Source organism: Streptomyces sp. NPDC059166, from assembly GCF_042755185.1.
In the GTDB taxonomy this organism is placed as follows: Bacteria; Actinomycetota; Actinomycetes; order Streptomycetales; family Streptomycetaceae; genus Streptomyces.
In genome coordinates, this window is sequence record NZ_JBHZCI010000014.1 from 117,580 (window position 1) to 138,488 (window position 20,909).

At 72.3% G+C, this 20,909-nt stretch carries 7 protein-coding genes; 3 read left to right on the forward strand and 4 right to left on the reverse strand.

Annotated elements, in window-relative coordinates:
• The first annotated feature begins 192 nt into the window (after positions 1-192).
• A complete protein-coding gene (locus ACFXOA_RS13375; protein ID WP_385026269.1) occupies positions 193-3,786 on the forward strand; it encodes a S8 family serine peptidase in 3,594 nt (1,197 codons plus the stop codon).
• An 84-nt stretch (positions 3,787-3,870) separates the two neighbouring features.
• Here ACFXOA_RS13375 and ACFXOA_RS13380 read toward each other — a convergent pair whose 3' ends face one another.
• Positions 3,871-8,154, reverse strand: a complete 4,284-nt coding sequence (locus ACFXOA_RS13380; protein WP_385026272.1) for a S8 family serine peptidase — start codon at positions 8,152-8,154, stop codon at positions 3,871-3,873.
• A 470-nt stretch (positions 8,155-8,624) separates the two neighbouring features.
• On the opposite strand from ACFXOA_RS13380, the gene ACFXOA_RS13385 reads away from it, so the two are divergent.
• Positions 8,625-12,728: a S8 family serine peptidase gene (locus ACFXOA_RS13385; RefSeq protein WP_385026275.1), complete on the forward strand. Its 4,104-nt coding sequence runs from the start codon at positions 8,625-8,627 to the stop codon at positions 12,726-12,728.
• 58 nt (positions 12,729-12,786) lie between these two features.
• Here the strand turns inward: ACFXOA_RS13385 and ACFXOA_RS13390 are convergent, their stop codons facing one another.
• Entirely contained in the window at positions 12,787-13,695 is a 909-nt protein-coding gene (locus ACFXOA_RS13390; RefSeq protein ID WP_385026278.1) for a helix-turn-helix transcriptional regulator, read from the reverse strand.
• Between the two features lie 193 nt (positions 13,696-13,888).
• Here ACFXOA_RS13390 and ACFXOA_RS13395 point away from each other — a divergent pair, with 193 nt between their 5' ends.
• The gene (locus ACFXOA_RS13395) at positions 13,889-17,641 is read left to right on the forward strand and encodes a S8 family serine peptidase (RefSeq protein ID WP_385026281.1); all 3,753 of its coding nucleotides are present in this window, start codon (positions 13,889-13,891) and stop codon (positions 17,639-17,641) included.
• Between the two features lie 60 nt (positions 17,642-17,701).
• Here ACFXOA_RS13395 and ACFXOA_RS13400 read toward each other — a convergent pair whose 3' ends face one another.
• Positions 17,702-19,054, reverse strand: a complete 1,353-nt coding sequence (locus tag ACFXOA_RS13400; protein WP_385026284.1) for an MFS transporter — start codon at positions 19,052-19,054, stop codon at positions 17,702-17,704.
• Positions 19,055-19,152: 98 nt separating this feature from the next.
• The gene (locus tag ACFXOA_RS13405; RefSeq protein WP_385026287.1) at positions 19,153-20,817 is read right to left on the reverse strand and encodes an amidohydrolase; all 1,665 of its coding nucleotides are present in this window, start codon (positions 20,815-20,817) and stop codon (positions 19,153-19,155) included.
• Positions 20,818-20,909 lie beyond the last annotated feature (92 nt).

The following is a 20,909-nucleotide window of genomic DNA, read 5'->3' on the forward strand; positions in this document are numbered from 1 at the left end:
GGGGGGGGGCCCCCCCCCCCACCACCCCCCCCCCCCCCGCCCCGCCCCCCCCCCGCGCGGGCCGGGGCCGCCCCCCCGGGGGGCCCCCCGCCCCGGGGCCCCGGGGGCGGCCCCCCCCCGCCGCGCCCCCGTGCGCGTACTGCGTCATCCATCCGGCCGGACGAACCCGGCCGGCGATACGAGGAGCTTCAGTTGATCAAGTCCAGACCGCGGCACAGAGGGCTGCTCGCCGCGGCCCTCGCCGTCGCCCTCGGCGCGCCCTTCCTGGGGGCGGCGCCCGCTGTGGCGGGGCCCGCCGCACCCCAAGGCGCCACCGCACTGCGGCAGAAGGCCGAGGGCCAGGTCCTCGCGGACTTCGAGGACCACGACCGGATGTCCTTCTGGGTGCAGCTCGACTCCGAGCCGGACACCTCCGGGGCGAGGAAGGCGAAGACCAGGACCGCGCGTGGCAAGGCGGTCCTCGAAGCGGGCAAGGAGAACGCCCGGAAGACCCAGGCGGGGCTGAAGTCCCTCCTGAAGAAGGCGGACGCGCCCTACCAGAGCTTCTGGATCAGCAACACCGTCAAGGTCACCGGGACCAAGGAGCTGGCCCAGCGGATCGCCTCGCGCTCCGACGTGGCCGCGATCCGGGCCGACGAACCCGTACCGCTGCCCGAGAAGCTGCCCGCGGTGCAGGAGACCCAGGTCGACGGCGTGGAGTGGAACGTCGACCGGATCAAGGCCCCGCAGGTGTGGGACGGGCTCGGCGTACGCGGTGAGGGCGTCGTCGTCGCGAGCATCGACACCGGTGTCGACGTGGGCCACCCCGCCCTGGCCCCGACCTACCGGGGCACGAAGGCCGACGGCGGCCGTGACGACTCGTACAACTGGTTCGACGCCACCGGCAACTGCGCCAACCTGGGTGACGGTGGTCCGTGCGACGACCAAGGGCACGGGACCCACACCATGGGCACCATGGTCGGTGACGACGGCGAGGGCAACGCGATCGGCGTGGCGCCTGGCGCCACCTGGATCGCCGCGAAGGGCTGCGGTACCAAGGACTGCAGCCAGGCGGCGCTCCTGGCGGCCGGTCAGTGGATCCTCGCCCCCACCGACTCCGAAGGCAAGAACCCGCGTCCCGACCTGGCACCGGACGTGGTCAACAACTCCTGGGGCTCCGCCGTGCTCGACACCTGGTACCGGTCGATGGTCCAGGCCTGGCGGGACGCCGGAATCTTCCCCGCCTTCTCCGCCGGCAACAACGGCCCGACCTGCGACACGGTCGGATCGCCGGGCGCGTACGCCAACTCCTACGCCTCGGGCGCGACCGACATCACCGACCGCATCGCGTCCTTCTCCTCCAGGGGCCCCGGCGTTGACGGCACGATGAAGCCCGACATCGCGGCCCCCGGCGCGAACATCCGCTCCGCCGCACCCGGCGGCGGCTACGCGCCCAAGTCCGGTACGTCGATGGCCTCCCCGCACACCGCGGCCACGGTGGCCCTGATGTGGTCGGCCTCCCCGTCCCTGCGGGGCGACGTCACAGCGACCGAGAAGCTGCTCGACTCGACCGCCCACGACGTCGACGACACCACCTGCGGCGGAACGGCCGCGGACAACCACGTCTACGGTGAGGGCAGACTCGACGCCTATGCCGCCGTCACCGCGGCCCCGCACGACTCCCTCGGAGCTCTGAAGGGCACCGTGACCACCGCGAAGGGCCCGGCCGGTGACGCCCTCGTCGCCGTGGACGGCCCGATGCACGCGACCCGGCACACCGGGAAGGACGGCGGATACGCCTTCCCCCGGCTGATCGCCGGCAACTACACGCTCACCGTCTCGCTGTTCGGCTTCGTGACGAAGACGGCCGGCGTCACCGTCACCGAGGACGGCTCCCTCACCCGGGACGCGGAGCTGGCTGTCGCCCCCACCGGCACCGTGACCGGTACCGTGACCAGCGACTCAGGGCCCGAGGCCGATGTGGTGATCAAGGTCCGGGACACGCCCGTCACGGCGAGCACCGACGCGAAGGGCGCGTACTCCCTGACCCTGCCCGTCGGCGAGTACTCCTTGAGCCTGACACCCCTGAACAAGTGCGCGGCGGCGGCCGGCACCACGATGGAGGTCAAAGCCGGTCCGGCGGCCAGGGACTTCGCTCTGCTCACCAGGACGGACCCCACCGGCACCACCTGCCGGCAGACCGACGAGCCCTTCCCCACCGGTGACACCAGGCTCGACCTCGGCGTAACGCGCAGCTACAGCGCCGTCACCCCGCCCTTCCCCGTCGCCCTCTACGGGCGCACCTACGAGAAGGGGTGGGTGACCGTTGACGGCGCCCTGGTCTTCGGCTCGCTGACCGTGTCCGGAGTGAACGGGCGGATCCCCGACACCGGCGGTTCCGACGGGGTGCTCTACCCCTTCTGGGACGACCTGGCGATGGACGGCGCCTCCGGTGTCCTGACCGGCGTCAAGGGCGCCGCACCGCACCGCAGTTACGTCGTCGAGTGGCGTGACATGGTCCTGGTGAAGGACCCCACCCGGCATGTCAGCTTCTCCGCCGAGATCAGCGAGGACGGCACCTACGCCTTCCACTACAAGGACATCGACGCGGGTGGCAGGGGCTTCGAACAGGGCGCCGGAGCGACGATCGGCGCCGAGAACCACGACGGCTCCCAGGGCTTCGAGTACTCCGCGAACGAGCTCTCGGTACGGGACGGGATGACCGTACGCTTCCGGCCCGAGCGCAACGCCGTGGTGTCCGGCACGGTCACCGACGCCAACGACGGCAAGGCGGTCTCCGGAGCGAAGGTCACCGTCACCGGAGGCGGGCAGCAGGTCGCCACCGCGACGACCCGCGCCGACGGCCAGTACCTGATACAGATCCCCGTCAGCGACCCGCAGGAGTACACGGTCGAGGTCACCTCACCGCACTACGCGAGCGTCTCGCGCACCGAGGAACTCCGGGGACTCTCCGTGCTGCACACCGAGAGCGCCCTGCTCACCGGTGCCGTGGCGGTGGACCGGAGCGAGGGCTGGAACTTCGTCATCCCCGCCGGTGAGAGCCGGGAGCGCGCGATCACCCTGACCAACTCGGGTTCCGCGGCGGCCTGGACCGTGAAGGAGAAGGGCGGAGCCTCCTGGGTGAGCGCGGACACCGCGCAGGGGACGCTGGAGCCGGGGGCGAGCAAGCAGGTCGGTCTCACCTTCTCCACCGGCCAGGCCAAGCCCGGCACCGTGCTGAAGGGCACCGTGGTGATCGCGTCCGAGAGCGGACGGGTACCGGTCGTGGAACTCCCGGTCACCGTGGTGGTCCCCGGCTACCAGGCAGCCGTCGACGCCGGGTCGGGCAACAGCTCCCCCGTGACCGACGGAGCCGGCGACAGCTGGGGCCCGGACCGGGCCTGGATCGCCGGATCGTACGGCTACATCGGCGACCCGAAGTTCATCAAGTCGGCGGACCCGGTCACGGGCACGGACGAGCAGCAGCTCTACCGGACCGCCGGCCAGGGGGCGAAGGAGTACCGGTTCGACGGTGTGCCGAGCGGTACCTACCTCGTCGAGCTGGGCTTCGCCGAGCTCAAGGCGACGCAGCCAGGCCGCCGGGTCTTCGACGTGAGCGCCGAGGGCACCGAGAAGGTGTCCAACGTCGACATCGCCCTGGAGGCGGGCGGTGACCACCGGGCCCTGACCAAGACCTTCACGGTCAAGGTCACCGACGGGCGTCTGGACCTGGCCCTGACCCCGGTCAAGGGGCAGACCCTGGTGAACAGCCTGCGGGTCACCCAGCGGCCCGACCTCAAGAGCTGACGGAACTTCCGGCAGCGAAGCGGCCCTCCCGCCCCGGGCGACCGGGGCGGGAGGGCCGTCTGCGTGAGAGGGCGGGACCGGCGGTCAGCCCGGCAGCTTCGCCAGGACGGTCTTCACCGATCCGCCGTCCTTCAGGTCCATGGCGTAGAAGGCCACCTCACCGCGGTTGTTGACGCCGATGCCCTCGGTCGGCACCCACCGGGAGCGGTCGACCATCGCTCCCAGGTCGTACATCCGGCCCTCCGGGTCCCAGACGACGGCCGTGGTGCCGTCCGGCTCGGTCTCCGCCGTGCCGGCGATCCAGCCGGCGTCGTTGACACCGAGTGCCTTCGCGTCGAAGCCGAAGTCGGGCAGCCGGGTCATCGTGCCGCCCGGCCTGAGGACGAAGGCGTCGTCACCGCTGGTGCCGACCACCGTGCCGGAGGAGTTGACCGCCTTCGCCGTGCTCTCGACCATGCCCGGGAGGGTGCCCAGGTCGGTGATCCGCCCCTCGGCGTCCCACCGGACGGCGTGCCGCTTGCCGTCCTTGTGGGAGTGGCCCACCACCACGTGGTTGCTGATCGCCAGTGGCTCCGTGAGGGTGCGGTCGTCGCTCAGGTGCGCGAGCCTGCGGTACCCGCGCTGCGCGTCCCAGATGAACGGGTCGTTCACCTGCTGGCTTCCGCCGGTCGTGGGGTTCTTGAGGTAACCGGTGGCGTTGCCGATCACCGTCCCCTCGTCGTCCACGGCGAAGCCGCGGGCGAAGCTGTACTGCTCCCAGTCGGGCATCGGCAGGGTGGTGAGTTCCCCGTCCGCGTCCCACAGGGCCGTGCGGGTCCCCTCGGCGAGCGTGAGCGCACCCGTCGCGTACCCCTTCGTCGCGCTCTGCCCGATCACGTAGCCGGTGCGGGCGCCGCCGTCGGCCAGCAGCTCCGTGCCGCCCTCAGGGGACCAGCGGACGGGCCTGGTCGCTCCGGAGACCTGCTCGGATCCGGCGATCCGGCCCAGGTCGTCCAGGCTCAGGGCGACCGCCGGCCCGAACGAGCCGGTGACCGTCGCCTGCGCCTGGGTGACCTTGCCGAGCAGCACGTCCGCACTGCCCAGCGTGGTGCCGTCCTCGCCCGCCAGCGAGAACCGGCCGACCAGCCGGCGGCCGGCTGCCGGTGCGGTGTCGGGGACGATCCGGCCGCGGATCGTCGTCGCCTTGCCGGGCGTGAGACGGACGGGCTCCGCCTCGTCCACGGTCACCGAGCCGAGCGACTTCGAGAACATCGTGTCCTGGACGTCGAAGGTGGTGCTGCCCGACGGGATGTCCGTACCGGCGATGTAGATCAGGTAGTACCCGGGAGCCGGGTCCTTCACCGTCAGCGACTCACGAGAACCGCCGTTGGTCGAGGAGGCGACCATGGCACCGGACTGGGCGATCAGATAGAGGTCCAGGTCCGCGTCGGGGTCGGAGGCGTTGCCGATGCTCACCTCCAGACCGGTGGCGTCACGCGGAACCGCGATCTGCTTGCCGGTCATCTTCTGGTTCTCCAGCGTCGGGTGCGCCTCGGACAGCGCGCCCAGCGAGCCGCCCTCCGCGTGTGCCGTGACCGGCGCGAAGCGGTTGACGGCCTTGAACGAGCGCTCGACCGGCGCGTGCAGCGCCGCCTCGTCGACCACCGAGGACGCCGGGTCGAGCATGGCCCCCCGGACCGTCGCGTTCAGCCGGTACGGGTTGTCGAGGACCGGTGAGGTGCGCCGGGCCTCCACCTCGAACTCCCAGACACCGGGCATCGGCCGCTCGTAGGTCCGCGAGGTCGTCGTGCAGTCCTGCGGGTCGGAGAAATTGGTGTAGCACCGGCCCGCGGCGGTCACGTCCACCGGCATGCCCTGGGGGTCGACCGCCAGGAAGCGGGTCTGGCTGTCCTTCACGACGCCCGCGAGGTCCACGTCGAGCGCGGCGGCGCCCTCGGGGACGCTCACGAAGAGCGAGCGCGTCTCGTTGCGCTGCACGGAACCCTTGCCGGACGACACCGCGTACGAGGGCTTCGCCGGTTCGGCGGCGGCCACCACCGTCACCGGGACCAGCAGGTCCACACCGGTCGTCGCCGGGTCGTCGACCCGGAGAAGCGCCGAGTGCGCCCCGGCCGACTTCGCCTTGGCCCGCACGGTGATCCCGGTGGCGCGGCCTTCGGCGAGGTCCACGGTGCGCGGGGCGTCGAAGGTGCCGTCGTTGCCGATCCAGGACAACTCGGCCCTGCGACTGCCGGAGCCCGTCCGGGTGAGCTCCACCTTGTAGTCCTTGGGGCGGTGCAGCTCCTGGCCGCCGTCGCCCGGCGCGCAGCGGTTGTACACACCGGTACCGGACTTCGGGGTGGGGAGCAGACCCGCGAGGGCACCGCACACCGGCGCCTTCACGGCGTACGCGGTGGGCTGGGGGTTCCTCGTGAGCAGCTTCCACGCGGCGGGGACGGAGACCAGGCCCGCGCCCTGCGCGTACGCCGGCTGGCCGTCGAGGAACTCGGCCGAGCTGGTCAGGGCGGTACGCAGCCGCTGCGGCGACACCTTCGTGCCGTTCTGGGCGGCGGCGGACAGCAGCAGCGCGACGGCGCCCGCGACCTGCGGGGACGCCATCGAGGTGCCGTTGAACATGCCGTAACCGGGCGGGAGTCCGTATCCGGTGTCGGGGACGCCCTCACCGGGCAGCCAGGTCGGGATGGAGGAGACCGCCGCGCCGGGGGCGACGACCTCGGGCTTCATCCCGCCGTCCTCACGCGGCCCCCGCGCGGAGAAGGGGAACAGCGACTGGCGCGCCTTCACCTTCGAGCCGTAGTCGGCCCACCAGGTGTCCTTGCTGACGGAGGCGCCGACCGCGAGGACCTTGTCGGAGACCGCGGGGTCGGAGACGGTGTTCATGCCGGGGCCGTCGTTGCCGGCCGAGGACACGATCTGCACGCCGTACTCGTCGATGAGCCGGTTGTACAGCACCGCGCGGACGTTGCTGCCGTCGTTGAGGGCGGGCAGGCCGCCTATGGAGAGGTTCACGACGTCGACGCCCTTGTCCACCACGGCGTCGATCATGCCTTCGGCCAGGGCGTAGGCGGTGCAGCCCGAAGCGAAGAGGCAGACCCGCTCGGAGACGATCCGCGCACCCGGTGCGGCGCCGTCCATCTTCCCGCCGAACAGCCCGTGCCCCGCGGTGATACCGGCGACATGGGTGGCGTGCGCGCCCGCGACGATACCGATGTTGACGAAGTCGGCGGTCTTGCCGACGCTGCTGCCGCCGCGCGGCGACAGGTCGACGCCGGCGCGGTACTCCACGGTGAACGGCATCGACTCCGCGACCGCCGTCTCCGGGTCGTCCGTGCCGAACGTCCCCCACGTGCCGCTCTTCGCGTACGGCTCGACAATGTCGCCTTCGCCGAACGTGCGGTCCAGGTCGGCGTCGACCCAGATGCGGTGGTCGGAGGAGCGGTAGAGGACGGGGAACTTGTCCTTCGTGTCGCCGTCCCTGTTGACGTCGCCCCCGAGTTCCCCGCCCCAGGTCGTGCTCTCGTCGAAGAACGCCAACTTGTACGTGCCGTCGGGGGCCTTGTAGTCCGCACCGCCGTACCGGAAGGTGCCGCCGGCGGCCGTGACCGAGGTCCGCAGCTCCAGCCAGGTCGGGTCCGCGTCGGTGACCGGGTCGGTCGCCGTCACCCAGTCCTGGATCTTCGGCTTGCCGTCCGTGGTCGTACGCAGGGCCGGGTGGGCCGCGTCGACACCGGTGTCCAGGACGCCGACGGTGACACCACGCCCGTCCCACGACGGGTGCTCGGCGGTGAAGCCGGTGGCGCCGGTCTCCGCGACCGGGAGGTACGGGTTGTCGGCGGGGGTGTCCTCACCGGGTGCGGCGGGGCCGTTCTTCGCTGCTCCGCCCTTGCCGCCCTTGCTGTCCCGCGAGGTGACGGGCGACGGGTCGGGGATCTTGTACGTCTCGTTCAGGTCGACCGCGCGCACCGAGGTGAGCCCGGCCAGCGAGTCGACCTTCCCGGTGGGCACGGTCGCGCGGACGTAGCCGAGCTCGTCGTCTGCCTTCCCGACGTGGCCGCCGACCTCGGCGATCTTCTTGCGCAGCGCCTCGGTGTCCCCGTTCGCGGTGGCGAGCATCACGGTGACCGTGGCCTTCTTGCCGCTCTCGGCCTTCTGCAGCAGCGTCCGGTCGTGGGAACCGAGCTTGTCACGTGCGGAGGCCAGGGCCTCCTTCGGGGAGTCGGAGACCGCCGCGCCCAGCGGCTGCGGGACGTCGGCCGCCGGAGCCGCCTGAGCGGGAAGGGCCGACAGGCTCAGCAGTGAGCCGGTGAGGCCGGCCGCGAGGACGGCGGCGGTGAGCCGCCGTCCTCGGGGTGGTGAGGAGCGGGACATGAACTGCCTTTCGCAATGGCGAGCTTCCGGGCAAGGGCCGTGAACTCGTCGGTGACACGGCGCGCCCCGGCGACTTCCGGAGGGCCGTGGTCACGGTGTACCGAGCGGGCGACGGCTCGCGCACTCATGTCGGCTGGCGAGTGTGTGACACGGCGACAAACCGCCACGCGCCTCCACGGCGCCCCGCGCCCCTTTGCCGTGGGCCGCTCGCCGTCCGCTGCCCGCGGTGCGCCGTGAGCCGTGAGCCGTCCGCCGCCCGCACACCCGGCGGACGCGGATCCGGACGCGGGCACGGGCACGGCGGTCTCGGGCACGCCGGAAGCGGGCCTGGCGAGTTCCTGCCACGTCGCAATCCCGTCCGCGACCAGGGTTCCCCGCCCCGCCCCGGATCGCCGATGATCGTGCGATCCTGCCCCACCGCTCCCGCACGCGGTGGCACCAGCCCACGACGACCGGAGCGGAGCCAGCGAATGACGACGCGAGCCCCGGGGCGCAAACGCCTCGTACTGACAACGGCGGTGGCCGTGCTGGCCGTACTGGCCGCCGGAGCACCGGCGGCGGTGGCCGCGTCCCCCGCCGCCGACGGCCCCGGCACCGCACAGAAGCTGCTGTCCTCCCTGGACGAGCAGGAGCTCCAGGCTCTGCACCGGATGGCCGGTCTCGAGATCGGGGGCCTGCACCTCACCGACAAGGCGGCGCTGCGCAGCTCCGAACCCGTCGACGTGATCGTGCAGTTGCGCACCCCACCCGCCAGGACGGCCAAGCTGCTGGCGGCCGCCGAGGGGCGCAGCCTCAGCGACACGGAGGCACACGCCGCCGTGAAGAAGGCCCAGGACACCTTCCGCGGCGCGCTGGAGGACATGTTCCCCCAGGACAAGGCGAAGAGCGGCCGTACGGCCGCGGCGCCCCGCCCCGGCCGCACCTTCACCCGTAGCTTCGACGGGGTCGGTCTGCGTGTGCCCGGCAACCGCGTCGCCGACCTGCTGGAACACGACGAGGTCGCCGCCGTCTGGCCCGACAGCACCGTCAAGGCCCTCGCCGGCCCGGAGAGCAAGAGCCCCACGTCCACCCCCACCGCCGGCGGCGGCGACGGAGGCGACGGCCCCGCACGCCTCCATGCCGAGGGCATCACCGGCAAGGGCGTCAAGGTCGGCATCATCGACACCGGCATCGACTACGACCACCCGGACCTCAAGGCCGCCTACAAGGGGGGCTACGACTTCGTCGACGACGACTCCGACCCCATGGAGACGACGTACGCGGACTGGAAGGCGTCCGGCCAGGCCGAGACCAACCGGGGCTCGACGTACTACACCGAGCACGGAACGCACGTCGCCGGGATCGTCGCCGGCCGGGGCGCGGCCTCGAAGGAGCGCGCGGCGCACGGCGTCGCCCCCGGCGCCTCGGTGTACGCCTACCGGGTCCTCGGCCCGTACGGCACCGGCCGGACCAGCGACATCCTCGCCGCGATGGACCGCGCGGCGGACGACGGCATGGACGTCGTCAACATGTCGCTCGGCGCGGCGGTCAACGACCCGCTCAGCCCCCAGTCGCTGGCCGCCGACAACCTGGTGCTCGCCGGAGTCACCACGGTCATCGCCGCCGGCAACAGCGGCCCCGGCCCCCAGACGCTGGGAAGTCCCGGCGCGGCCGCCCTGCCCCTGACCGTGGGGGCCCACGACGAGCCGGTCACCCTCCCCGAGTACACCCTGGGCGTCGGTGGGGCGAAGGCCGAAGGCAGGCTGCTCGCCCGGAAGTTCGACGACAGTCTCGGCGAACTGGCCGACGGCACCTGGCCCGTCGTCGACGCCGGCACCGGAACGGCCGCCGGATACAACGGCAAGGACGCCACCGGCAAGGCCGTCATCGTCAAGCGCGGAGGCATCAGCCTCGACGAGAAGGTGAAGCGGGCCGCGACCGAGGGTGCGGTGGCCGTTCTCCTCGTCAACGACAACGCCGAGGAAGGACACATACCGTCCTACATAGGTGAGAGCCAGTCCTATGTGCCGGCGTTCTCCCTGACCGCCGCGGACGGCGCCGCCCTCGCCGCCGACCCCGCCGCCCGGCTGTCCCTCACCCCGACCGGAACGTTCACCCTGGGCAACGGCTCACTCGCCTCCTTCAGCTCCCGCGGCCCCGTCTACGGCACCGCTGCCATCAAGCCCGAGGTGTCGGCCCCCGGCGTCAGCGTCCTGTCCTCCGTGCCGGCCGACGTCGTCGACCCGGAGGGAGGCGACCACACCTACGCGTACGCCCGGCTCAGCGGCACCTCCATGGCCTCGCCCTACGTCGCCGGCACCGCCGCGCTGATGCTCCAGCACGATCCGGACCTCGGTCCCGACGACATCAAGACCGCCCTGATGAACACCGCGACCGCGCTGCCCGGCGACACCAGCGTCTTCGACACCGGGGCGGGCGCGGTCGACCCGTACGCCGCCGTGCACGCCACGGCCGCGATCGACGTGACGGCCCGCACGCCCTACGTCGCCGTGGACGGCACCCCTGGTGAGCTCACCGAGCGGACCGGCGCACTGGACCTCGGGGTGCTCCCGCTGGGCCGCAGGACCACCGACGTCCACACCCTGCGCCTGGCCAACCACGGCACCGAGCGCGGAACCTACCGCGTCACGACCACCTTCACCCGGGGGGCGGGGTCCTCCGCCGACGCGAAGGCCGCGCACATCACCCTGGCCACCGGCCCGCTGGTCACCGTCGGCAGGCACGGCTCCGCGAAGGTACGGGCCCTGCTGAACGTGCCCTCCTCCGCCCCCGCCGGCTACTACGAGGGCCACCTGACCCTGACACCCCTCGCCGGCAGGGGACACACCACGCTGCGCGTCCCCTTCGGCATGCGCGTCGCGAAGTCGGGCTTCGAGAAGATCGAGATGACCAAGTCCGTCCTGTCGACCGGGCAGAACTCGCCCGACGGCGCGGTCGGCGGCGGAGCGGCGACCTTCAACCTCACCATGGCCGGCCAGCTGCGCAGCGTCGACGTGTTCCTCGCCGACGCCCGCGGCAAGGACCTCGGCTACCTGGGCGGTTTCAACACCGTCGGTCTCACCGAGGGCGTCGACTACGGCCCCGCCTCCGTCGGTGCCTGGTACTTCCCGTTCACCGGCCGCGCCGCCACCCCCGTCGACCCTCGGGGGCGCTGGATCGAGGACGGCCGCTACCGACTGCGCATCGTGGGAACCGACGCCCAGGGCGGAACCGACACCGAGATGCGCGACGTCTACGTCGACTCCCGGGCGCCGAGCTACGACGACGCCTACGGCGCGTGGGACCCGTCCCACCCGGTGGTCGTCCAACGGCCCGCCGACGCCACGTCGTTCACCGTCTCCGGAACCCTGCTCGACGCCCAGGCCGACGAGATCCGCCGGTCCGGACTCGACATCGGCCAGGACGACAACGCGCTCTACTACTCCACCTACAGCCCCAACGCCCCGACCGGCCACAGCAACGCGGACAGCGAGGGCCGGGTCACCGGATCCCTGCCGCTCTCGCCGGGCTCGCCCACCACGTACCTCAAGCTCTGGCCGACGGACGCCGCCGGCAACGTGGGTGACGTACGCGTGATCAACCTGATCAAGGAGGGCATGCCCTACGTGACCGGTGCGGCCGACGCCCCCGCGGCCCGCGCGGGTGACCGCGTGACCTACACCCTCACCGCCCACGACCTCGACCACTGGAAGTCCTTCACCTCCCAGATCCGCTACGACGACCGCAACATCAAGCTCGTCGGCGTCGAACCCACCCCTGAACTGGCCGCGCACGACCCTTCCGCGATCCGCCGCACGGACACCGGGAGCGGGGTCTCCGCGAACACCTCGGTCTCCTTCGACGTCCCCGGCACGGACGGTCTGACGGGCGGGGAGATGCCCCTGCTGAAGGTGACCTACGAGGTCACCGGGGAACACTGGACCGCGTCCGCCGGCCTGAACAGCGCGACGACCTTCGCCGTCGACGCCGCGGGCACCAAGGTGCCGCTGAACATCCAGTTCTACGGCTCCGTCCGGATGCTCAACGCGGAATCCTCCTTCAGCGGCCGCCCGGCGGCCGAGGCACTGCTGACGAAGGACCGTGGCTTCGACAACGCACGGGACCACACCCTCGACGGCTTCGACGTCACCCTGACCGCGCCCGACGGCACCCGGTACACCCCGAAGGTCGACAGGACCGGGCGCGTGTCGGTCTCGGGGCTCACCCCCACCACGAAGCCCTACCGCCTGGAGATCGCCGTCCCCGGCCACTTCACCTGGCACGAGGACGTCGTCATGGCGGCCGACGGCTTCGGCGGCGCGGGGGGCACCGTCGCAGGTACCGTGGCGGCGCTCGTCGCCGGTGACGTCAACGGCGACGACGTCATCGACGTCCGCGACGCGGCGGCCGTCTACGAGGCACGGGGCAGCGCCGACCGGGCCGCCGACATCGACCACGACGGCACCGTCGACGCCCGGGACCTGAACTGGGTCGTCACCAACTACCTCGCGCACAACACCATGTCGGACCGCGTCACCGACCCGGTGAAGAAGCTGCACGGCCGGACGCTGGAGGACTACCTGAGCCTCATGTGAGAGCCGGCGGGGTCCGGAACGAGGGGGACGGACCCCGCCGCGCGCCGGTGCGCGGCCCTCAGACCCAGTTGTTGCGCATCGCGTACCAGCCGAGCTGCACCCGTGAGGTGACCGAGGTCAGATCCATCAGCGCGCGCACCCGCCGCTGCACCGTACGCGGCGACGTGCCGAGCTGGTTGGCCGTCGCCGCGTCCGTCAGCCCGGACAGCATCAGCTGCAGGATCCGGCGGTCCATCGGGCTCAGATCGCCGTCCTCGCGGAGATACGGCCGCGATCTGCGCCACACCGACTCGAAGAGCTCGACGGCCAGCAGCGCCAGCGGGCGCCTGAGCTCCAGCGAACGGCCCGGCTCCAGCTGGACGAGCGCGGTCTCCTCGTCGGCCACGACCAGTTTGATCAGCGGCTGGTCCACGACGCGGACCTCGTGACCGGCGGCCAGCCGCTCGTCCAGCGCGCGCAGCGCCGCCGGTTCGGAGAGGAACGCCCGGTCCACGACGACCCGGTAGGCGGCCTGGCGGTTGCCGCCGTAGCGCAGTGTGCCGGGGCGCGGACCGTCGGACGGCTGCTGTTCCGGGGCCTCCGCGACGGGCTCCGGAGGACCGGGCGGTCCCTCGCCCTCGTCCGCGACCGGCGGTTCCTCCTCGTCGAGGAGGGTCGTCGGCACCGGGGCCACGGTGTTCGCCCCCGACTGGAAGACGAGAAGGGAGGAACGGGCCCCGTACTCCAGCTCGTTGAGCCGGATCGCCTGGTCCTCACGGCTGGTGCGGACGATGACCAGCCGCTCCGAGCCCTCGTCGGGACCTGCCCCCCAGCGGTCGAGGAGCCTCGTCAACGAGGCGTCCGCTCTGCGCAGGTCCTCCTGCAGGTCGGTGAAGTGTGATCGGAGACCGGAGCCGGAGGGGTGGTTCGGCGCGGGGGTGACGGGACCGGCGGGTGGCCGGGACGGTATTCCAAGATCGGACGACATGCCTCCCAGTGTCGTCGCACGCCTCCCGTCGCGCCATCACCCACTGCCCGCCGCGGTGGACAGCGGGTGATCCCGGACGGCGTGACGGAATCACGCCATGGCACTCTCTCGCCACCTTCATCCCCCCTTTTCCACCGCCGAATTGGCGAGTCTGCTGCCCAGCGGAAACCATCCATATCCCTGGAGCACACCTGTGAGACGCACCAGACCCTGGCGGCAAACCGCCGCCGGCCTCGCGGCGGCCGCCCTGCTCGGTGCCGGCGCCCTTCCCGCGAGCGCCGCCGAGCCCGCGGACGACGTCCTCCCGGCGACCGCCGGTCAGGCCGACACCGGCCGGCCCGTCACGGTCACCCTGATCACCGGCGACGTGGTCGACGCACGCGTGGACGCGAGCGGCGAAGTCCTGTCGGCGGCGCCCCGCCCCGTCGAGGGCACCGACCACCCCGCCGCCGTCTGGAGGGACGGGACGCACACCTACGTCTTCCCCCAGGGCACCGAGGAACTGGTCGACGCGGGCAAGCTCGACGCCGCACTGTTCGACATAGGCAAGCTGGTGGCCGACGGGTACGACGACGCACACGCGGGCGCCGTCCCCGTCATCGTCTCCTACCAGGGCGGGCGCACCCCCCGCAGCGCCGTACCGGGCACCAGGACCACCGCGGGGCTCGACTCCATCGGCGGAGCGGGGCTGACCGTCGACAAGAAGTCCGCCGCCGACGCCTGGGAGGAGCTGGCTCCGAAGACCGGCAAGGCCAAGGCAGCGGCCGGATCCGTTGACCGGATCTGGCTCGACGCCAAGGTGCGCGGCACGGCCGCACCCGCCCTCGGCACCCCCACCGTCCCGCTCACCGGGGCGGGCACCGCGCACCGCGAGGGACTCGACGGCGCCGGCGTGAAGGTGGCCGTCCTGGACACCGGCGCCGACGCCGCCCACCCCGACCTCGCCGGACGGATCGCCGCCACCAAGGTCTTCGTCAACGGCCAGGACGCCGACGACCGCACCGGCCACGGCACCCACACCGCCTCGACGATCGCCGGCACCGGAGCCGCCTCGGGCGGCCGGTACGCGGGCATGGCGCCCAAGGCGGACCTGCTCGTCGGCAAGGTCCTCGGCGACGACGGATCGGGCACCCTCAGCGGCATCGTCAACGGCATGGAGTGGGCCGTCGACCAGGGCGCCCGGGTCGTCTCCATGTCCCTCGGCGCGGACGGCGCCACCAGCTGCACCGGCCCGGACGTCGAGGCGGTGCAGCGGCTCAGCGACAAGGCGCTGTTCGTCATAGCCGCCGGCAACGCCTCGCTGCGCGGCACCGTCTCCACCCCCGGCTGCGCGCCGAGCGCCCTCACGGTCGGAGCCGTCGACCGGAAGGACCGCACCGCGTCGTTCTCCAGCCGCGGCCCGTCCGCCGACGGCCTGAGCGCCAAGCCCGACATCGCCTCCCAGGGCGTCGACGTGGTCGCCGCACGCGCCGGTGGCCGGGGCGACCTGGCGTACCAGTCCATGTCCGGTACGTCGATGGCCACCCCGCACGTGGCGGGCGCGGCCGCACTGCTCGCCCAGCAGCACCCGGACTTCACCCCGGCCCAGCTCAAGGCCCTGCTGACCGCTTCCGCCGAGGGCACCTCCGCGCCGGTGCTGGAACAGGGCGCCGGTCCGCTCGACGTCGCCCGCGCGGCCACCCAGCCGGTGACGGCACAGCCGGCTCCGCTGCTGGGCGACTTCGCCTACCCGCAGTCCGCCCTGGACCCGGTCGACAAGCCCGTCACCCTGACGAACATCACCGGCAGGCCCGTCACCCTGGCGCTCACCGTGCAGGACGTCCGGGGCGACGACGGCTCCCGGCTGTCCCGCTTCGCCTCCCCGGCGAAGCGTGTCGTGACCGTCCCCGCGAACGGCACCGCGGACGTCCCGGTCAGGATCGACCCGTCGGCCCGCCTGGACGACGGCGACTACGGCACCGTCACCGGCCGCCTCGTGGGCATCGGCGCCCACGGCGTCCGCGTCACCGTCCCGTTCGGCGTCCACATGGAGGTGCCCTCCGCGGACCTGACCGTCAAGGGCCTGGACCGGCACGGTGACCCCGCGGCCACACCGTCGGCGTTCCAGCTGTTCGACGACCACCGCGACACCGCCAAGCGGTACACCATCGGCTACCCGCAGCCGGGCAGCACCACCGTCCGGGTGCCCCTCGGCACGTACGCCCTGAGCGGCCTGATCATGACCAGGGACGTCGCGGGTGCCGTCGGGAACGTCGCCTCCGTCTCACAGCTGTACGACGAGAAGGTGACCGTCGCCGGGGACACCACCGTCACTCTCGACGCCCGCGACGCCCAGCAGATCTCCTGGGACACCGACCGGCCGAGCAAGCCCGCCGGATTCGCCGTCGGCATCACCTTCGGCCTGGACGACTCCAGGAAACTGCTGGCCGGCTACGTCACCGCGGTTCCCTCCTACGCGAAGGGCGTCTACGCGCAGCGCGTCACCCACGACGACCGTCTCACCTTCCTCGCCTCCGCCCGGCAGACGGCCCCGCTCGCCGAGCTGACCACGTCCGGCGGCCGGGTCCTCGACTCCCTGCCGGTACAGAAGGCGACCGAGTTCGACGGGAAGGGATCCGCCGAGGTCGTACCCGTCGGACAGGGCACGGACGCGGCCTTCGCCGCCCACGACCTGACGGGCAAGGTGGCCCTGGTCGACGCCGGCACCGGCGGCGGCAACCCGTACACCTGGGCGCAGGCCGCCGCGAGGGCCGGAGCCGCCGGGGTCCTGGGCGCGGTCCCGGACAGCGAGGGCAGGTTCCAGCTGACCGGACCCGAGGGCGTCCCGCAGGCCACCATCACCTGGGCCGACTCGCTGGCGCTCAAGGCGGAGGCCGAGAAGGGCACCGCCACCGTGCGCTGGTCGGGCACGGCGACGGCGAAGAGCCCGTACCTCTACAACCTGGCGTACACCACCAAGGGTTCGATCCGTCCCGGCGTCCAGAAGGTGCGGGACTCCGCCCTCGCCCGGCGGGACGCCCGCTACCACGTCCAGAACGACGCCGACACCACCTACTGGTCCGACGTCCAGGTGGGTCTGCCCGGCATGCCGGCGATCTGGGCGGGAGGTACCACGCTCCCGCTGCGCGCTCCGCAGGCACGCACCGAGTTCTTCACTCCGTCCGGCTCCGAAGGACTGACCTGGTCGACGCTGATGCGCCGCAACCTCGGGGTGTACGAGGGCACCGCCTACGACGGCCCGCACACGGTCGCGAAGGGCAGCGCACCCGCGCTCTGGTACAAGACCCCGTACGGCCCGGTCCGCAACACCTACTCCCGCTCGCTGATGACCCGCGACAGCAACCGGCTGTCCTACGTGATGCCGCCCTTCGGCGACGCGGGCGGGCACGACTCGACCCTGAGCCGCGGTGACTACGGGACCCGCCAGGTCCTGGTGAACGGTGAGCCCCGGGCCGCCACGGCCGGCATGTTCACGCTGCCCGAGGAGAAGTCGGAGCTCACCGTCCGTCAGACCTGGCAGCGCCCGGTCTCGGCGACCGACCGCACGGGCCTGGCCTACGCCACCGAATGGAACCTCACTTCGGCGGCCTCCGACCAGGGGGCCCAGCGCCTGCTCGTCCCGGTCCTCGACGTACCCAGCGACCTGCGCAACTCCCGCCCGGCGGGGGAGACGACCATGATCGGGATCGCCGCCGCCGTCGATGGCCAGGACAGCCCCGCCGACCTGAAGCGGGTGACCGTCGAGTACGCCTACGGGACCGAAAGCACCGTCGCCGCCGTGACGGACTGGAACACCGCGGACGCGACACGGGTCCACGGCAGCTGGAGGGCGCAGCTCCCCGCCGACGCCCCGAAGGGCTCCTTCGTGCACCTGCGCGTCACCCTTGCCGACACCCGCGGGGCGGAGGTGAGCCAGACGCTGGTCCGCGCCTACGAGGTGCGCTGACATGACGGAGGCCCGGGCGGGAACCGCAGTACGCGGTTCCGGCCCGGGCCGACCGGGTTCTCAGGCGCCGACGGGCGCCGTGACGCGGGGTTCCGGCGAAGTCTCGCCCGCCACCCGCAGCCGGTGGTAGGTCCGCAGCCGCAGGGTGCACCAGATGCCGATGACGGAGACGGCCATCAGCGCCACCGCCGGCGGCCAGTACGCACCGCCCGCCAGGGACGACAGCCACACCGCCGTGACCGGGGCGAACCCGGCGAAGACCATGTTGCAGATCTGGTAGGAGAGCGAGATGCCGGTGTAGCGCACGTGCGGGGCGAAGCCGTCCGCGAGGATCGCCGCCATCGGCCCGTACAGCGCCGACATCACCAGACGCATCGCCAGCATCGTCAGATAGATGAGGAAGACGCTCGCGGTCCCCATCACCATGAACTGCGGCAGCGAGAGCAGCACCACCCCGGCGAGCCCGGCGACGACCACCCGGTGCGCCCCGATCCGGTCTCCCCACAGCGAGAGGAACGGAGTCACGACGAGCTCCAGGAAGGCCGCCAGGGAGAGGCCGTTGAGAAGCATCGACTCCGACAGGTGCAGCTCGTCGGTGCCGTACGACAGCAGGTAGCTCGTCACGACGTAGTAGCCGCCGGTGGCGGTCGCCAGGGCGAACACACCCACCAGGACCGTCTTCCAGTCCTTCTGCAGCACCTCGGTGACGGGCAGCCTGCTCGCACCCGGCTTCTCCGACTGCTCGGCGTGGATGTCCTCCATCACCGGGGAGTCCTCCAGCTTGGTGCGGACGATCAGCCCGATGATCACGAGGACCGACGAGGCCAGGAACGGCACCCGCCAGCCCCAGTCGTGGAAGGCGTCGCTGCCGAACAGGTTCATCAGGCTGAAGGCGCCGGTGGAGAGCAGCGCCCCGACCGACGAACCGAGCTGCGCGAAGGAGCCGAAGAAGGTGGCACGGCCCTTCGGCGCGTTCTCGACCGCGATGAGCACGGCCCCGCCCCACTCGCCGCCGATCGCGATGCCCTGGACCAGGCGCAGGGTGATCAGCAGGATCGGGGCGAGCGCTCCGACCTGTCCGTACGTCGGCAGCAGACCGATGGCGAAGGACGCGATCCCCATCATCAGCAGGGTGATGACCAGGGTCTTCTTGCGGCCCACCCGGTCACCGATGTGACCGAAGACGATTCCGCCGAGCGGACGGAGCAGGAACCCGACGGCGAACGTCGCGAACGAGGCGATCGTCTTGAGCGCCGTCGGCATGTCGGACGGGAAGAAGACGTCGTCGAAGACGAGCGCGGCCGCGGTGGCGAACGCGTAGAAGTCGTACCACTCGATGGACGTGCCGGCCAGGGCGGCGAAGGCCGACCTGTACGGACTCGGGGACTTGCTCGGGGTGGTGCGGTCCGTCACTGGGACCTCCGGCAGGGATGAGGGAAGGGGACGGTGGGGTGCCCGCCCCGGAGCGGGGCGGGCACCCTGGAACGACTACGGCTGGTGGGGGAGGGACTTCAGCGGCCGGCGGCGGCCCAGGCGCGCTGTCCGCCCACCCAGGTCTCGCGGACGCGGATGCCGGTGATCTCCTCGGCGGACACCGTGAGCGGGTCGGCGTCCAGGACGACGAAGTCGGCGAGCATGCCCGGGGCGAGTGCCCCGACCGAGTCCTCGCGGTGCAGTGCCCGTGCTGCCGCGGCGGTGTGCGCGTGCAGCCCCGCCTCGACGGGCAGCCGGAGCGACTCGTCGCCGAGGACGGTGCCCAGCACGGTACGGCGGGTGGCCGCGGCGGCCACCGCTTCCAGCGGCGCGGGCGGCGCCACCGGGGCGTCCGAGGAGAAGACGACCGGGACGTCCGCGTCGGCGCAGCGGCCGGCCGGATTGTAGCGGTGGCCGAGCTCGCCGACGGCGGTCAGCGTGCCGTCACCGGTGCGCAGGTGGTGCTGCGGCTGCATGACGGGGACGACGCCGAGCGTGCCCATGCGGTCGATCTGCTCGTCGGTCGGCAGGCCGCAGTGCTCGATGCGGTGGCGCATGTCGGGGCGCTCCCGGTCGGCCTGAGCCTTCTCGACCGCGTCGAGCACCATGCCGATGGCGTACGGCGACTGGGCGTGCGTCGCGGTCTGCAGCCCGGCCGCGTGGGCGCGGCGGACGATGTCCGCGTACTCCTCCACCGAGTGGTAGAGCTGCCCGTGGTGGCAGCAGTCGGCGGCGTAGCCCTCGGGGAAGTACGCGGTCCAGCCGCCCAGGGTGCCGTCCGCGTAGAACTTCACGCCCTGGATGCGGAACCGGTCGTCGCCGAAGCCGCGTACGGCGCCGAGCTCCAGCGCGGTGTCGAGGAGGGCAGACGTCAGGTACGCCGAGACGCGCATGCGGAGGCTGCCGTCGTCGGCGGCCCGCAGATAGGTCTCCATCTCGCGGCGGGAGACCTGGGCGTCGCCGATGGTGGTGACACCGGCCGCCAGGAACACCTCCTGTGCGCGCAGCAGATGGTCGGCCATGATCTCTTCCGGTTCGGAGAGATGGAAGTTCGGCCCGTGGTTGCCGATCTTCACCCCGGCCGGACCGGTCAGGAGGTCGCAGGCCGCGTCCCACAGCTGCCCGTCGGGCTCGCCCTGGTGCTCGCCGTCGGTGAAGTGGCCGATGCTGCCGCCCTCGGGGGAGGGGGTGGAGGCGGTGATGCCGCAGGTGCGCAGCGTGTGGGAGTTGACGACGCCGCCGTGTCCGGAGGCGTTCATGACGTAGACCTCGCGGTCCTCGGACACCCGGTCCAGGTCGTGGCAGGTGGGGTGACGCTGCTCGGTGAGCCTGCGGTGCTCGTAGCCGAAGCCGCGGACGGGGACGCCGGCCGGAAGCTCGCGCTCCGCCTCGCGCAGCACCTCCACCAGGGTCTCGATGTCCGGCACGCGCTCGGGGCGCAGATCGACCCAGGCCAGGGCCTGCCCGTACATGACCGGGTGGCAGTGGGCGTCGACGAAACCGGGGTGGACGAGCCCGCCGTCCAGGACGAGCTCCTCGTCGACCCGGCCGAGCGCCGCGCGGGCGTCCTCGGCGGAGCCCACGTGCACGACGCGGTCGCCCCGCACGGCCAGGGCCTCGGCGCGGTCGGAGGTGCCGGCGACGGCTACGGCCGCACCCGTGACGAGCAGGGTGCGCTCGGGGGTCTCGGTGGGACGGGGCATGGGGGCCTGCTTTCGACCGGGGATGTGCAGAAGAGTGCCGACAGACGTTTCGGCTCGCTGAACGATATGAAACGAACGACTGATTGACCAGA

Coding starts and splice junctions, on each gene's coding strand:
- ACFXOA_RS13380 (WP_385026272.1), bottom strand. CDS start 8,154: ATGTCCCGCTCCTCACCACCCCGAGGACGGCGGCTCACCGCCGCCGTC.
- ACFXOA_RS13385 (WP_385026275.1), top strand. CDS start 8,625: ATGACGACGCGAGCCCCGGGGCGCAAACGCCTCGTACTGACAACGGCG.
- ACFXOA_RS13390 (WP_385026278.1), bottom strand. CDS start 13,695: ATGTCGTCCGATCTTGGAATACCGTCCCGGCCACCCGCCGGTCCCGTC.
- ACFXOA_RS13405 (WP_385026287.1), bottom strand. CDS start 20,817: ATGCCCCGTCCCACCGAGACCCCCGAGCGCACCCTGCTCGTCACGGGT.